Annotated in this window: 14 protein-coding genes; 4 read left to right on the plus strand and 10 right to left on the minus strand. The window is 63.3% G+C overall.

The window, feature by feature from the left end:
- Positions 1-81 precede the first annotated feature (81 nt).
- The gene (locus RIN61_RS21705) at positions 82-249 is read left to right on the plus strand and encodes a hypothetical protein (protein WP_207879485.1); all 168 of its coding nucleotides are present in this window, start codon (positions 82-84) and stop codon (positions 247-249) included.
- Positions 250-345: 96 nt separating this feature from the next.
- A complete protein-coding gene (locus RIN61_RS21710; RefSeq protein ID WP_181457340.1) occupies positions 346-522 on the plus strand; it encodes a hypothetical protein in 177 nt (58 codons plus the stop codon).
- Positions 523-766: 244 nt separating this feature from the next.
- Here RIN61_RS21710 and RIN61_RS21715 read toward each other — a convergent pair whose 3' ends face one another.
- From RIN61_RS21715 to RIN61_RS21755, 9 genes are all read right to left on the minus strand, one after another.
- On the minus strand, positions 767-1,531 hold the full coding sequence (locus RIN61_RS21715; protein ID WP_112252279.1) for a hypothetical protein: 765 nt from the start codon (positions 1,529-1,531) through the stop codon (positions 767-769).
- A gap of 64 nt (positions 1,532-1,595) precedes the next feature.
- Positions 1,596-2,873, minus strand: a complete 1,278-nt coding sequence (locus RIN61_RS21720; RefSeq protein ID WP_112252278.1) for a bifunctional O-acetylhomoserine aminocarboxypropyltransferase/cysteine synthase — start codon at positions 2,871-2,873, stop codon at positions 1,596-1,598.
- Positions 2,874-2,990: 117 nt separating this feature from the next.
- Complete coding sequence (locus tag RIN61_RS21725) at positions 2,991-3,428, minus strand: hypothetical protein (protein WP_112252285.1); 438 nt, start codon at positions 3,426-3,428, stop codon at positions 2,991-2,993.
- 64 nt (positions 3,429-3,492) lie between these two features.
- Positions 3,493-4,182 (minus strand): hypothetical protein, encoded by a 690-nt coding sequence (locus RIN61_RS21730; protein WP_112252277.1) that lies wholly within the window; start codon positions 4,180-4,182, stop codon positions 3,493-3,495.
- 180 nt (positions 4,183-4,362) lie between these two features.
- Positions 4,363-5,079, minus strand: a complete 717-nt coding sequence (locus RIN61_RS21735; RefSeq protein ID WP_207879489.1) for an aspartate/glutamate racemase family protein — start codon at positions 5,077-5,079, stop codon at positions 4,363-4,365.
- The gene (locus RIN61_RS21740) at positions 5,076-6,272 is read right to left on the minus strand and encodes an S-methyl thiohydantoin desulfurase domain-containing protein (RefSeq protein WP_313854019.1); all 1,197 of its coding nucleotides are present in this window, start codon (positions 6,270-6,272) and stop codon (positions 5,076-5,078) included. The genes RIN61_RS21735 and RIN61_RS21740 overlap by 4 nt, the downstream gene beginning before the upstream one ends.
- A gap of 29 nt (positions 6,273-6,301) precedes the next feature.
- Entirely contained in the window at positions 6,302-8,560 is a 2,259-nt protein-coding gene (locus RIN61_RS21745; protein WP_207879493.1) for a sigma 54-interacting transcriptional regulator, read from the minus strand.
- Positions 8,561-8,699: 139 nt separating this feature from the next.
- Positions 8,700-10,457: an OPT family oligopeptide transporter gene (locus tag RIN61_RS21750; RefSeq protein ID WP_112252273.1), complete on the minus strand. Its 1,758-nt coding sequence runs from the start codon at positions 10,455-10,457 to the stop codon at positions 8,700-8,702.
- Positions 10,458-10,587: 130 nt separating this feature from the next.
- The gene (locus RIN61_RS21755) at positions 10,588-11,388 is read right to left on the minus strand and encodes a hypothetical protein (protein ID WP_313854024.1); all 801 of its coding nucleotides are present in this window, start codon (positions 11,386-11,388) and stop codon (positions 10,588-10,590) included.
- Positions 11,389-11,615: 227 nt separating this feature from the next.
- Between RIN61_RS21755 and RIN61_RS21760 the strand changes: the two genes are divergently transcribed.
- Positions 11,616-12,434, plus strand: a complete 819-nt coding sequence (locus tag RIN61_RS21760) for a hypothetical protein (RefSeq protein WP_252192252.1) — start codon at positions 11,616-11,618, stop codon at positions 12,432-12,434.
- 378 nt (positions 12,435-12,812) lie between these two features.
- Positions 12,813-14,006 carry an ATP-binding protein gene (locus tag RIN61_RS21765; protein ID WP_112252271.1) on the plus strand — a complete coding sequence of 398 codons (1,194 nt, stop codon included), beginning with the start codon at positions 12,813-12,815 and terminating at the stop codon, positions 14,004-14,006.
- A gap of 281 nt (positions 14,007-14,287) precedes the next feature.
- Here RIN61_RS21765 and RIN61_RS21770 read toward each other — a convergent pair whose 3' ends face one another.
- Positions 14,288-15,910, minus strand: a complete 1,623-nt coding sequence (locus RIN61_RS21770; RefSeq protein WP_112252269.1) for a hypothetical protein — start codon at positions 15,908-15,910, stop codon at positions 14,288-14,290.
- Positions 15,911-15,942 lie beyond the last annotated feature (32 nt).

A 15,942-nucleotide genomic window follows, 5' to 3' on the forward strand; every position in this document is an offset into this window, starting at 1 on the left:
CTGTCGAACCCAAGGCACTGCTGATGCTGTTTTCCGTCCGATCTGTATGCGCGACCAACGCGCAAACCCAGGAGAACTTCCATGGCAAACGATCAGAAAGACCCCGGCCTCGAGCAAACCGAATCCCAGCCCGGCAGCGGTAACGGAGAGGTCCCACTACCTTCGGATGACGAAGGCCCGATCGAGGAAGAGATGGAGGACGTGCAGGCCAACAATTCGGTTTCTGCCGAGCACCCGCAGCCTCGCTGACGGGATTTGTCTGGAACGAATGCGGTTCACACCTTTCTTGCGAGGTATGCAGCGATGAGCCCCGCCCCCAATGCACAAGGCGGCACGAACCCGGACATGCCCACTTCACCCGACCCGGCCGTTGACCCTGACCGCCCGACCATACCCGACCCTGACGACGACCCGCTCATGAACGAAGAGGAGGGTGGTGGTTGGCAGGAGGAAGACAGCTTGGCTGATGACGGCAGGCAAAGCGTGGAGCAGCCTGCGGTAGACCTGGATCAGCGCAGGTAATGACCATTGATAGGGCATAGCCCTGTGGGAGCGGGTTTACCCGCGAAGCATCCAGCGCGGTGGCTGGCACCGGCTGCGCCGGTGTTCGCGGGTGAACCCGCTCCCACAGGTACGGTGGCTGCCTTGAAGGTTGTGGTGATCCTGTGGCTGCCTTGATGGCTGTAGTGATCCTGTAGGAGCTGGCTTGCCTGCGATGGGCTGCGCAGCAGCCCCAATGGACACAGCGCTAGCATGCGCCGGCGTATCACCCCCGTCGCAACGCAGCCGCCAGCCCCACGGTCAGGATCACGGCACAAAGCATGGCCAGGCTGATGGCAATTGCGACACCCCAGGCATCGAGCAGCCCTGCCAATACCAGATAAAACGCGATCACCCCCACCGCCCCGATCGCATTGCCCCGCACCATCGCCGCCATCCCTGCACGGCCATTCTGCACATGGGCGAACACCACCAGCGGCCAGGCAATCACCGGGATCGGCGCCAGCATCCCGCTGGCCGCGGGGCCCAGCCAGTTGGCCAGGCTTGTGATGACCATCAGCAACGAAGTGGCAGACACCATGCGCAGAGGGATCTCCCAAAACCGCTGTCGTGGCCGGGCCAGGGCATCCGGCCTGGGCTCGCGGCCGCTGGCGCGTATCAGCACGCCGATCAGCACCAGCGCCAGGGCAATCGACAGGTACTGGTTGCCCCCATGGGTAAACGCATAGGCCGTTACACCATAGAACAGCATCGCCAGCAATACGGCCGGGCCGATGCCGAGCCTGCGTGTGGCGAACAGGTAGAAGGTGTACGTAGCCTGCACCGCCGCCAGGCCACCCAGCGCGCCGGGCACCGCCCCCAGGGCAAAGGCCGTGCCCTGTTCCAGGCACAGGAATGTCATTACCAGTGCCGAGGTGATCGGCAGGCCGGACAGCAACCCGCCGAGCAGGCCACCCCAGCGACGCGAGGCGAGGGAGATGGCCCACATCAGGAGAGGGGTAACGATCAGCTTGAGGTAGAACAGGGTCATCGCAGCGCTATCCAGGTGTGCGAAAGGTGCGCCCGCCGTAGGCATTGGGTGGGGCGCAGATGAATCAACCGCGGCTGGCCTCCAGCGCCTGGGCCAGGTCGGCAATGATGTCGTCGCTGTGCTCGATGCCGATCGACAGGCGCACCATGTCCCGTGGCACGCCGGCCTTTTCCAGTTCCTCGTCGTTGAGCTGGCGGTGGGTGGTGGAGGCGGGGTGGCAGGCCAGCGACTTGGCGTCGCCAATGTTCACCAGGCGCACCACCAGCTGCAACGCATCGATGAAGCGCGCACCAGCCGCCTGGCCACCCTTGATGCCGAACGACAGGATCGACGCCGGCTTGCCGCCAGTGTAGCGCTGGGCCAGTGCATGCTCGGGGTGGTCAGGCAGCCCTGCATATTTCACCCACGCCACCTGCTCGTGGGCTTGCAGGTAACGGGCTACCTTAAGCGCGTTCTCGGTGTGGCGCTCCATGCGCAGGGCCAAGGTTTCCAGGCCTTGCAGGATCAGGAAGGCGTTGAACGGCGACAGCGCGGCACCGGTGTTGCGCAACGGCACCACGCGGCAGCGGCCGATGAAGGCGGCGGGGCCGAAGGCTTCGGTGTAGGTGACGCCATGGTAGGACGGGTCGGGGGTGTTGAGCAGGGCGAAGCGTTCCTTGTTGTCGGCCCACGGGAACTTGCCGGAGTCGATGACGATGCCGCCGATGCTGGTGCCGTGGCCGCCGATATATTTGGTCAGCGAATGCACGACGATATCGGCACCATGCTCGAACGGCCGGCACAGCACCGGGGTAGCCACGGTGTTGTCGACGATCAGCGGCACCCCATGGCGGTGGGCGGCCTCGGCGAGCGCGGCGATGTCGACGATATTACCGGCAGGGTTGCCGATGGACTCGCAAAACACCGCCTTGGTGCGTGAATCGATCAATGCTTCCAGGGCGGCGATGTCGTCATGGGCGGCGAAGCGGGTGTGGATGCCCATGCGCGGCAGGGTGTGGGCCAGCAGGTTGTAGGTGCCGCCGTACAGCTTGGCCACCGAGACAATGTTGTCGCCGGCCTCGGCGACGGTCTGGATGGCATAGGTGATGGCCGCCATGCCCGAGGCCACCGCCAGCGCGCCGACCCCGCCTTCCAGGGCGGCCATGCGCTGCTCAAGCACGTCGTTGGTGGGGTTCATGATGCGCGAGTAGATGTTGCCGGCCACCTTCAGGTCGAACAGGTCGGCGCCGTGCTGGGTGTCGTCGAAGGCGAAGGAGGTGGTCTGGTAGATCGGTACGGCCACTGCCCGGGTGGTCGGGTCGTGGCTGAAGCCTGCGTGGATGGCGAGGGTTTCCAGCTTCATGCAATCGTTCCTTGAGCGTGGGTGGAGCGACCGAGCATGTGGCGGGGGGAGGGTGTGGGTCAAGCGTGAGCGCGCGATGGGGCTGCCCGGCGGTAGCCCCTCGCGTTCAAGGTGCTTCTACTGGTCCTGTCGGCGCACGTGCATCACCCACTGGCCTGCATACCAGGCGCCGCCTACCGCGATCAGGCCCGCTACTGCGCGCCAGTCACGGAAGAACAGCCGCATCGCATTGATGGTGGGCGGTGCGTCGCTGCTGCGGACGAAGATGCGGATGCGAGAGGGTTGTGGTGCGGGATCGGTCTCCTCGCTGCGGTGCTGCAGCTGCGACGCCGGGCGCAGGCCCTCCTGGATGATCAGGTAGTCACGCCCCTGCTGCTCCACGCGGGCGTTGATGTTGCCCTTCTTCAACTGTTCGACCAGGCCCTTGGTGACGCTTTCGATTTGTCGATCCACGGTATGGACGAAGTTCAACAACTGGGCGCCAGTCACATTGGGCTCGGCGAGAAACGCCAGCGGGCCGGCGTCGATGGTGGCGATGTCGATGGGTTTGTTCATTTTCAGCTCCTTGCCGAATCCGGCGACAACCAGGCCGGCGCGTTGCAGCGCGCCGGCCGCAGGCTCAGGCGTGTTCGAGAACCCTGCCAAGGCGTTCCTGGCGGGCAGCGATCAACCGTTGGGTAGCCTCGTAGGACACCTTGGTCACCTGGGTGTAGGTGAGCGTCAGCTTGATATTGGCGCCATCCATGCGCGCAGTAGCGGTTGCGCAGTTCATGCCACTGGGGAACTGGATCTGCATTGGGCCGACTACGACGTTGCTGCTGATGACTTCACCCAGCTGTACCTTCTGGAACAGCCCCAGGTAATACGTGGGCGTCACCTTGAACTGGGCCTGGCCGCCACCGACCACATCCGGCTTGAACACCGAACCCTGGCCGCTCATGCCGATACCCAGGTTGGCAGGCAAGTTCGACTTGTTGTTGATCTGGATGCTGTCTCCAGGCGCCGAGCCGCTACCCAATACCAGTTGCTGGACGTTGTCCTTGAACACACAGTCCCAGACCGATCCGAGCTGCGTCGACAGTGTCTGGCTGGCCTTGTACACCCCAACGCCACCGACCTGCCGATAATTGGCGATCACCACGTTGTAGTCGATGGTCCACTCCACCCCGCTGAAGCCCTGGGTGGGCACGGTGGTCTGCTTCCACGACACGCTGTCGAGCCCTACCGAGCTTGGCAAGGTCTGGTAGACCGCGAGGGTCCAGGTATCGTTGGTCTGGTTGTCGAAGTCTACATAGTAGTCAGTGCTCATGATGCTCTCCTTGTCATGTGGGCCGAGCGTGTGGGGTCACGCGCCCGGCCCAGTGACAAGAGCATCGATCATGCCAGGCTGGTGATTGCTTTCCTTTCAAGCAGTTAGCCCAGAAAGCCGCGGCGCAGGTGGACGTTTTCGTCCACCTTGGGGAACCCATGGCGGACGCATCCGGCCGCCTCAGCCAAGGGCCGCTCTGGCATAGCACAAACGGCTCGGCCGCACCTTCATCCGCACCAGCGACAGCAGAAAGCCGAAGCCACACTGGTTGGGGTCCAGCACCGGTACGTAGCAGCCAAGGTCCTGCTCGATCAGCTTGGACAAGCGCTCGGCGACACCCATGAAGCCAGTACAGCCGAGCAACAGTGCCTGCGCGCCGTCCTCGTTGATGGCAGCCAGCCCGGCTTGCAATGCCTTGACCAGTACCACCTCCACATCACCCAACTGGGCTACCGGGCAGTCGATGGCACGGATCGAGGCAAAATTGATGCTCTGGCCATAATTGGCCACATGGCCGCGTTGCAGGGCCAGGGTGCTCTGCAAGATGGTGATGATGGAAAACCGCTGGCACAACCCCAGGGCACTGAACGCGGAGGTGGGGAAGCCGCCAATGATCGGGATATCGATCACCTCGCGGGCAGGCTCCACGCCGCACATGTCGAAATCGCTCAGCCAGATGCCGTCGAACCCCTGCTGCTCAAGCTGCTGCGCCAGGCGCACCACCGCCAGGGCGTTCTCGGTGAGATTCAGCCGGTTCTGGATACACGGGCTGCCCTGGTCGATATTGAACACCTGAACCTCGACATCCGGGGGCACCACTGGGGCAATCGAGGCCAGCAGGCCCTCGTTGTAGTCGCTGCTGTTGACCGGCGCGAGTACCGCAATGCGCAGGCTCACGGTCGTAACTCCTGCAGTTGCTCGATGCTTCGGTAGGCGCCCATGTAACCCAGGTCTGCCAGTAACTGCTCGAAGCTCCAAGCGATCAACCCACCGGGTTGGCGTAGCGGCGCCGCTGCCTGCCAGCCGATCAGGCTGGCACCGCGCCCGGCATAGCTCGGGTCCAGCGAGCCATCGGCGCGCACCAGGTCGCCGTTGGAGGCCAGTGCCGGCCCCGGGCCTTCGAAGAACCAGGCAATGCTGTCCGGGGCCATGGCCAGCGGTTGCGGCTGGCGCTTGTCCCACAGCAACAGCGACTCGTTCTCGTAGCACAGGCGCAAGCTGCCTTCCGGGCTGTCGAGGTCGATGCGGCCGATGTCAAAGCCGCCCTGGGTAGTCACGCCGGCGTGGCTCAGGCGCGTATTGCGGGCCAGGCAGCGGGCCATCAGGCCGAACTGGCCAAGCCAGTCGAGCACGGCCTGGCAAGTGGGCAGCTGCCCCGCAGCCAGGGCTCTGCCCAGCGCCAGGGCGCGGCTGAGGGTGCCGCGCAGCGGCAGCGCGGAAGGCAGCTGGTCGGGGCTCATGCACCATAGCGCAAGGCCACCGAACTCACCGAACGCCGGCGAGCCGACCACAGGGCGCAACATTTGCTCGGCGATCACATTGGCGTTTTCTGCATACCCCTGGGCCTTGGCCGGCGGCGTCACATTCAGTTCCACCACCAGTCCGCCCTGGCTGACCACGAACGCCGGCCGCGGCGGTATACCGGCAGCCGCGAAGGTGAGCATCGGCAGCGAGGGCACTGCGCGACCGGCGCCGTCCGCATCGACCACCGCCAGGCCCAGCTTGGCAGCGGCCAGGCACGCAACCAGAAAGCCCAGCGCGCCGCTTTCCGGTGGCACGACATAGGCAAGCTCGCGGCCCTGCGCATTCAGGCGCTGGCGCAAGCAATCCAGGGCCTGAATCGGCCCGAGGGGGTACTCGCAACCCCCGATCGTTTCCGGTGCACCCATGTACGCCACTACCGCGGCGTCGCCGGCACGGGCCTCATCCACCGTGACCACCGTGACCCGGTCGTGCGGGTAGAAATCCCCGACCTTGAACGCGGCCAGCAAGTGCCGGGCCGACGCCAAGGTGCCGCCACCACCACTGCCAAAGAAACAACCACCGTTGATCAACGCTTGCAGATCCTTAAGCTCCAGCTCAAACGCCATGATCGTGCTCCTGCTTTCGGGTTGAGGGGTCAGCTCGACAAACGTGCCAGCCAGCTACGCACGGTGCTGGCGGGCGGGTAGTCCAGTTGCGGGTCGAGGCCGCGCAGCGCCCGCACCAGGATCGACTGCACCTGGGCGCCACGCTCGCTGCGTTCGAGCAACCGGGCCAATTCCACGGCGGCGTGCAGCCGCGCCGGCACCACGCCGAGAGTCAGCGCGGTGGACAAGGCGACGCGCAGGGTTGCCTCGGCTTCGCGGTCGTCGCCAATGGCCAGCAGTGCCCGGCCGCGTAACAGCATCAGTTCGCACAGGTAGGCGCGCTCCTGATGGTCCTGGGCCAGGTCCAGGGCGACATCCACCAGTTCCAGGCAGGCCTCCGCACGCCCGCCCAGCAACAGCACTTCGCCGCGCTTCCAGGCCTGGAAGCCATGGAACAACAGGCCGCCGTTACGCAGCACATGCTGCTGGTAGCCTTCGGCAATGGCCTGTTCACCGGCTTCGTACTCACCCGATATGCCCTGGTGATAGCCGCGCAGGATCATGCCCACGCCACGGTAGAAGGAGAACTCGTGGCGCGCACTGAGCAGCTCCAGCTCGCGGGCCAGGTGCCCGAGTGCATCGCGCTCGCCCAGCACTGCAGCGAGCCAGGCTGCGCCCTGCAGGGCGACCGCGCGGTTGAAGGGGTTGTCGACTGCCTGCTCGGCGCGGGACTGCAAGCGGGCCAGCGCCTGGCGCGCCTGGCTGAACAGGCCCAGCTCGAAAGCGGCCAAACCTTCGAAAGTGCGGGCCAGGCCGACCAGGTCCAGCCCCTGGTTCGATGGCCAGCAGGCCTGGTCGTCCTCCAGCAGCCTGCCGCGCGTCAGGCAGGCCAGGCTTTCCTCGAAATCGCCGAGCCAGAACAAGGTGTTGGCCATGGCCAGGTGGGCCTCGATGCGCAGTGCCTCGCCACCGGCGACCTGTGCCTGCTGCAGCATCTGTTGTGCCGTGGCGCGGGCTTCCGCCAGCTCCAGGCCCATCAAAAGGGTGGTCCACAGCCCGAACGACACAGACGCCATCTCCTGCGCCTGGCCTTGGCGCGCGGCCAAGGCCTGGGCGTCCCGATAGCTGGCCAGGCTGGTGATGCTCAACCAGCCTTCGATACTGCGAAAGCTCACCCCCAGTAGCCGGTGCAATTCAAATTGCAAACGCCACAGGTCTTTGCCCTCGTAGACCCGCTCGGCCACTTCCAGGCCTTTCTGTAAAGGGCCCAGGGCGCCGCGAAAGTCAGCCCCGTCGATCAGCTTGCGGCCTTCGGCCAGGTAGCGCTCCACGGTCAGGCGCAAGTCCTGGCGCAACCGGACCCGCCGCTCGATCACCTTGCGATTCACCCCCAACAGCTGCGCTGCAGCACTCTTGTTGCCATTGCAGCGGTTCAGCGCATGCTCTATCAGCAGTGTCTCCACCGCCGCCAGTTTGTCCGGCCCCTCAAGCCCGAGCAGCGCTTCGGCCAGCTCGACGGCAAGCGCAGAGGCGGGCGAGGGCGGTGCCAGCAACTGCTCGAGGGTTTCTCGATCGACCAGTGGTGACGGGGCCAGGGTGCCGATGCGGTCGATCGAATTACGCAGTTCGCGCACATTGCCGGGCCAGTCTCGCTGGCACAATAGCTCCAGCGCTGCGGCATCGAAGTGCAGCGGTCGCCGTTGCTGACGGCAAAAGTGCTCGATCAGGTCCGGGATGTCCTCACGCCGCTCGTTCAGCCCCGGCAGCTCGAGCTCGAATACCGACAAGCGGTAGTACAGGTCTTCGCGAAAGCGTTCCTCGGCCACCAGGCGCTTGAGGTCACGGTGGGTAGCCGCCACCACCCGGCCGCGGAAGTGCCGGCTCTCGCTGCTACCGAGCGGCCGGTACTGCCCGGTTTCCAGCACACGCAGCAGCTTCGGCTGCAGGGCCAGTGGCAGTTCGCCGATCTCGTCGAGGAACAGTGTGCCCGCGCCGGCCATCTGCAGGTGGCCCATGCGCTCGCCAACCGCGCCGGTGAACGCGCCGCGGGCATGGCCAAACAGTTCGGATTCGAGCAATTGCTCGGGGATCGCCCCACAGTTGAGGTCGATGAATGGTTTGCCAGGCGCGCTCAGGCGGTGCAGTTGCTGGGCGATGACTTCCTTGCCGGCCCCGGTCGGGCCGAAGATCAGCACCGGGCGGTCGCTCTGCGCCACCCGTCGCAGCAAGGCGTGTAACGCCTGCATGGCAGGCGAACGGCCAGGCACGCCGTCCTCTTCGCCCGGGCGCGTGGAGTAACGTGGCTCCATGAGAATCCATCCTCGTTGGGGTGAGCCAGGCAATGAGGTATAGCAGAGCGGCGCGGCCGCTGCTGCGTGTACGGGTGGCCATCGGTCAGAACGTCGTAAATGGCGCGCGGGTGCGGCATGGCCGCGCCATTGCCAAGCGCTACAGCATCCGCACCATCTCCCAGAACGATGCCGCCACCCCGGTGATGCTTTCCCCGGCAATCAGCCCCGCTGCGGCCGTGATCGCAAACCGTTCTGTAATGCTCGGCCAACGGCAACCGACCAGCCAGGTAACCACCGCGCCGAGCCCCATCATCATACTGATCGACGCCGGCAGTATGAACGCCAGCCCCAGCGCGCCGGTACTCGGCAGCCAGCGCGCCACCCGTTGCGGCAGCAGGCTGTCCAGCGCGCCCAGCAGTACGCCTGCCGCGCTGCCGGCCACGATCGCCCAGCGCAGCTCCGGCGACAGCGCCCCCAGCCCCTGCATCAGGGTCTGGGCCACGGCCTTCCAGGTCGCCACGGCCGGTGCTGGCCATTGCTCGGTAAGCAGCAGGGTGTGCGGATCGGGAATCAGCACCAGGTACACCAGCACGCCCGCCACGCTGCCGACGAGAATGCCCAGGCACTGTGCAATCAGTTGCTTGTGTGGCGTCGCGCCGATCGCCTGGCCAACCTTGAAGTCATTCATCAGGTCGGTAGCTTGCCCGGCCGCGCCACCGGCAGTGTTGGCACTCATCAGGTTGATGGCTACCTGGCCCGGGGCAACCAGGCCAAAGCTGAGCTGCGACAGCTTGCCGATGGCGCCGATCGGCGCAATGCCGGTGGCGCCGACCACGCGCGCGGCGACCACCGCAAGGCATATCGCCAAGGGAATGCTCAGCAGCGCCATCCACCAGTCGATGCCGAACAGCAACGCTTGTAGCGCCACCACCAGCGCAATGGCCAATAACAGCCCGCACGCAGGTGCCAGGGAGAACCGCCCAAGGGTGTGCGCTGCCCGATTTGCCTGCAGCTCGGCGGGCCTTTGCCGGGGCATTTGCAACAGGCGAACCGACAATGAAGTCAGGGTCGCGCATACCATCAGGCTCACGCCCGGCCACAATAGCCATTCCACCAGCGCGGCGAACTGTGGGCCGCTGGCGTTCGGGGCCAGCACCACCAGGGCGTGGTCGATCAGCCACGGTGCCAGCCCGCCCCAGGCCAGCGCGGCGCCGAACAGCAGCGTCAAGCCCACGCGGATGCCGATGATGCCGCCGAAGCCGACCAGCATCAGCGAAGGATCGAGCGTGAAGGTCAGGCGCTCGAGCGCAGGCGAGGGTGCCCAGCGCGGTATCGCCCAGACGAACCCGTCAATCCACTTCACCAGCCCCGACAGCAACGCGGCACTGCACAGCACCTTGATCCGCATCATGGCTTCGTGGCCGTGGTGGTAGATCTGCTGCAATGTCTCCAAGGTCGCCATACCCTCGGGGAACTTCAGGCCATGGTCGTCGAGCAAGGCGGGGCGCAGATACCAGGCGATCCAGATGCCCAGGAAGCTCACGGAAAACACCCAGGCCATCATCGGCAGCGGGTCCAGCTGGTGACCGGTGAGCAGGGTATAGGCGGGGATCGGCGCGACCAGCCCGCCGGAAACGATCGACGCGGCGGCCGAGGCCACTGTCTGGTTGATGTTGCTTTCGTGCAACGTCCAGGCGGGCCGGCCCTTGCTGCGCCCCGCCAGGCCCTGCCACAGCGCGAAGCCGACCAGCAAGGCGATGATCGACATGTTGAACGACCAGCCGATCCGAAGGCCCGCGTACACATTCGAGGGCGTCAGCAGAATGCCCAGCGCTACGCCGGTGAGCACCGCCCGCAGGCTCAGTTCACGTTCGATGCGAACCGGGGGAAGGGCGGCGGACGGGGCAGGTCTCATGGCAATCCCTTGACGCAGTGGTAAGCGCGCTTTGCACAACTGAGCCCCTGCTGCCGCAAAGGTTCACTGTTGCTTGCGGTTGTGCAGGCTGCTTACCAACAGGTACATCGTGCTTGTCCGCCCTGGCGACTCACTGGGTCAGTATTTCGACATACTGACGATAAAGAGCCTCCTTCTGCGCTGGCGACATGTTTTGCGCAGGTACGTACTCGCTGAAAATGACTCCGGTGTAGTCCGGGAAGCTGGCCTCCGTCAGGCGCTCCAGCGGCAAAGCGAGCAGAGCCTCGTCTGCGGCTTCGATAAACTTATCGAGGCTGACAGGCTCGCCTTCACTGTTCAACACTGCCCACAAAGCGCCCTCTTCGAAAACAGTACAGTCCCACACCCCGCTAAACAGATACTGCGCTAGCAGCTTCAGCGCGTGGTCATCCCACAGACGGTAGGTTTTGTACCTTTGCTCATATTCATCACAAACACGACCGACGATATCCTGGAACGTCAGGCCCAGCTTCCCTGTGTTGCAGCGCAGGCGAAAATCATCGTCTTCTCGGGCAAAGCCGAATTCGCCTTTCACGGGGTGCGAGCTGCACAGCTTGAGCGCTACCGCATGGGAACTACCGATCAAGCGATCATCATTACGCCCCATGGCGGCAACATTGCGTAGGATCAGTTGCGCGAGGTAACTGAGCAGGTCCTCGCGGACATGGTCTCGCTTCTTCCGAACCCAGGCTTCATCGTGAACAGGGCGACGATTGCCATAGACGATGTTGCCAGGTATGCCCGGCTCCAGCGGGCGCTCGAAGCGCTCCAGCGGCAACCCCAGCCCATAGGTTTCATCAAAATTGCGCAGCCCTTGCTTTATGTCCTCGATCAGTTGGTCGCGTTCGGCGATCTGATACTCGTCCAGGCCATGATCGGCGCCGTATTTCATTCCATTGCCTCGGTTGTCGAAGGGGCCAGAGTTGGTCGTGCGGCAAAATACTATCACCGAGTAGACCGGGGCAGGATAGCCCTTCAGCGTTGGCAATGCTGCTGTCGCAGCCCATGCGTACGCTTGCCGAAGCCAGCATAAATTGGCACTCTGCGTTGCAATATCAAAAAGATATCATGCAGTGTTCCAGGCCCTGTGCATGGACGCTTCGATAAAAGGGATTTCCCATGCCGCACGCTGTAAAAACGATCACTCAGGCGCTGGACGAAGCACGCGCCTTGATGGCCGATTGGGTTGTACCAGAAGGCGCCAGTGACGCCGATACATTGGGTGAGCTCGTCGGGGTGCTGGATAACCGCACCCTGAACAACGCAATGCGCACGCTGTCCGCGCCATTCCACCAGGGTATCAACCGCAAACTTCTGGCCCCGCGTTACAAAGTCGCCTTCGACCTGCTGCACAAATACGGGGTGATGGTTGACCCTGGCTCGCTCAGCGATGAGGTCATCGAGCGCCTTTATCCGCGGGTCAACTACCCCCGCTTCAGCTACGGGCAGACCTTGCGTGAATGGAGCGACGCGGTGCTGGGGGAGGGTGAGCAGGTGCAGTTCTTCCTGCCGCAGGCACCGCGTCGCAATACGCACCTGGCTACCGTGCAGTTTCTCAGTGATGACATTCGCGAGCTGACCGATGCGTTGGTCAAGGCCGCCTGTTCGGCTGATGAGGCAGAGGTGGAAGCCGCTGTCGAGGACAGTGCCTATGAGCCGGAAGTGCGAGCGGAGCCGTCGTCGGGGCTTGCCACCGAGGCTCAGGACATTACTTCGGGCGCGCGGCGTGGCATCAACACCCTTATTGCCTTGGGCGAAGAGGCCGAGGAGCGCTGGTCGCCCGCCATGCGCGAGTGCATTGCCGCGGTGAGAAAGGATCACGAACGAGATGATGAGGCCGACACCCTGGAGGTGATGGTCGAGCTGGTCGACCGTCTTGACAGGCTGGCGCGTGAGGCCCGCAGGCTTCTTCAAGAGCGCGGCACAGCTGCAAATTGACGGCTTTTCGTCCCGACACGCCGCAGTGGTGAAGAAGCAGATCGAAGCCCGCTCGCGGGCGATGCTGGCACTTGTCTTGGCTTACTGCGGGTTCCGGTCAGTTAAGTAAATTGGGGCTGTTTTGCGGCCCTTCGCGGGCTTGCCCGCTCCCACAGGTATAGTCTGGAGTCAGAATGCGCACGGTTCCTGTGGGCGCCTTGAGCAAGAGTATCTCCCCAGAACACCAGTAGAACTCGCCATCAGAGAGTGGGCGATGTGAGCGATGCGCTGTGCGCAGGTAATCTGGTTCGGGTGCACCCTCTTGCATTGCGTTGCCGAATCAAGTGAAATTAGTTAAGTTATCTAAATTCGATAACTTTCTTAATCTCGGTATAAGTCATGGACCCGATCGCTAATCCCTATTCCCCGGGAGCAGGCGCGCCGCCGCCGGCATTGGCTGGTCGCGACGCATTGCTCAAGCAAGTAAGCATCGCAATCGCCCGCATTCGCCGGGGCCGGGCGGCGAAGAGCGTGCTGATGGTCGGCTTGCGCGGCGTGGGCAAGACTGTACTGCTCGAAAAAATGCGCATTGAAGCCGAGGCCGAGGGCGTTCATGCCATACGCATGGAGGCGCCGGAAAACCGTTCGCTACCCGCACTGTTGGCGCCTCAACTGCGCTTGGCGCTGCTTCGCCTGAGCCGGGTGGAAGCGGCTCGGGACCTGGCTCAACGGGGGTTGCGAGCCCTTGCCGGTTTTGCAAAGTCGTTGAAGGCTGCCTACGCGGACATAGAAGTAGGCCTGGACCTGGAGCCGGAACCTGGCCTGGCTGATAACGGTGACCTGGAAGGCGACCTGGCGACCTTGCTGGAGGAGGCCGGCAAGGCCGCACAGCGCGCCGACACGGCGCTGGTGATGTTCATCGACGAGTTGCAGTACGTTGCCGAAGATCAGTTGGCCGCGTTGATTACAGCCTTGCATCGCTGTGCCCAGGGCCAGTTACCTGTCACGCTGGTTGGGGCTGGCCTGCCTCAATTGCGCGGCCGTTGTGGTAACGCGAAATCCTATGCGGAGCGACTGTTCGATTTCCCTGAGATCGGCCCGCTTGCTCCTGAGGCCGCAAGGTTTGCGGTAGTACGGCCTGCAGAAGATGAAGGCGTGGAATTCGAAGAGGCGGCGCTGGGAAGTGTGCTGGCACATTCACAGGGCTATCCCTACTTCCTGCAGGAGTGGGGCAAGCATTCATGGGATGTAGCCTCGCAGAGCCCCATCACCAGCGCCGATGTCGAAACCGCTTCAGAGCAGGCGATTGCCACACTGGATGAGAGCTTCTTCCGGGTGCGCTTTGACCGCCTGACGCTTGCGGAAAAGAAGTACCTGCGTGGCATGGCGGATCTGGGGGCCGGTCCGCATCGCTCTGGGGATATTGCGGCGCGCCTGGAGCGGAAGGTTTCCACGCTCGCGCCGTTGCGTAGTGCATTGATCGATAAAGGGATGATCTATAGCCCGAACCACGGTGATACGGCGTTCACGGTACCGCTCTTCGATGAGTTCATGCGACGCATCATGCCGGGCGATGATTGGCGGATGGCGTAGGCAGCAGATCTAGCCTTGTGGCGACTGCTCTTGCAACACCTCGCATACCTGAACATTCAGCTTCACAAACTCATCCCAGCCATACCGGTTGGCGTAGTGCAGCTCATATTGCCGATCCACCCGACATATATCGGGCCTGTCGTTGTAGATCGTGCAGCGCCTGCCGGGCACGTCATGATGTCGACAGGTACCGTCCCCCCGGTCGAGGAAGCGCGTTTCCTCGGCCAGGTGAACGTTTCGGCAGCACAGGCCGCACTGGTTACACGGAAACGGCTGCATCCTTACACCAGCGAGGCCAGCCAGTCGCGAGTGCTCGCACTGTTGCCCATTTCAAACGGCAGCTCGATGTTGCGCTTGGCGACCTCTGCTTTCAGCACCATGCCGCGCTGCAGTTCATCGTTGCACGCTATCAGTGTCAGCGAAAACGCTTCAAGTTCATCAGCATCCAGGTTGAACTCAAGCTTGCCCAGCTCGGTCAGGTAACGGTCCAGCTCTGCGTTTACCGACTCGAAGTGCTTGACCACGCCGGCGTGGGGCATGATCGACTCGATGAAGGCCCAAAGCTTGTGGGCCACTGGGCTGTGCAGCAGGAAGTAGTTCAGGCCCAGGGTGACCACGCCGGTGACCAGTGCGCTGGCAAACGCCACCAGTTCACCGCCGAACGGGAAGCTGCACAGTGGCAGCAGTTGGGCATGCACCATGGTGCCCACCACAGTGGCGGCGCCGAGGGACATCAAGCTGGTAACGGCCTTGCAGAGGTCGACGAAGCCCAGTTGTTCGGGGTTGAAGATCATCAGTTTGATGGCCTTGACCAACTGGCCCCAGACCTCGCGGATGATCTTGACTGCCATGACCTTGGTCGTGGCGAACACATTGAACAGCGTGGTGGTCGCGCTGGCCATGACGCCAGCGAAAACACCATCCTTGAAACCGATGAGAAAGTCCGTGAAGCGTTTTTGCACGCGCGTCCAGATGCCTTTCAAGGTGCTGTTGACGCTGTCGATGAAGGTTTCGAAATCGAACTTGTGCTTGAGTTTTTCAAGCAGCGCCGGCACCTGCCCGCGCAATTCGAACCACACTTCGGCCAGCACCAGGCCAAGCATCTGGCGGGCACCCATTTTCAGGCCTGCATCCAGCGACGCGCAAGCGCTCTGCTTCCAGAACTTGCTGCTGGTGTAGTAGGCGCGGTTGATCTGTTCGTTGTAGGGCGCCCGGGCAGCCTCGTCCCGTTTACGCATCTCATCGGGGTCGATGGCCTTCAACGTTTCGATCTTGTTTTCGTCTTTGCGAATCTGATCTTCCAGCACGCGTGCGTTGTGCTGTTGCTCGGGGGTGTCACGCGGCAAGGTAGCCAGGCGTGCTCGGTCCTTTGCCAGTTTGGTTTCGCTTCTGCCGATCAGCTCGGGCAAATCGCGGAGGTAGTCGTTGATAGGCGTCTGGCCTTTCGACTTGTTGATGCTCTCGTGGGTCGTTTGCAGGTTGCTGCTTTGGTTCGCCAGCTCGACACCGTCTAGCCCGGCCAGCACGCGGCCGGCATCGTCATGAATTTCCTTGGCACTGATAACGTGATCAAGGTTGCGCTTCTGGGCTGCAGTCAACGTGGTGTTGCGGTAAGGGTCGTGAAGTTCGCCAGCCAGGTGGGTGGCTTTGTCCCTGCGCCCTGTCTCGATGTAGTTTTCGTGCTGATGGTACGGATCCGGGTTGTAGTCGCCGCGCTTTTCAAAGCGTTGCTTTTCCTGCTCCGTTGCCCAAACGCCATTGCGTGCATTGTGGATGGTGTCCACCTCGCCGCCGTGTTTGTCCTGGAACAAAAGAAAGTCCAGGCCAAAACTGGTGGCCAGGCTGGTGACTACGGTTTTCTCGAGCTCTTCAGCCCAGGGATAGTCTCGCGCTGCGGCGTGCATGTTCGGATCCATGAAAATCGAAAAGGGGGAGG

It is taken from the genome of Pseudomonas inefficax (genome assembly GCF_032164165.1).
GTDB lineage: Bacteria > Pseudomonadota > Gammaproteobacteria > Pseudomonadales > Pseudomonadaceae > Aquipseudomonas > Aquipseudomonas inefficax.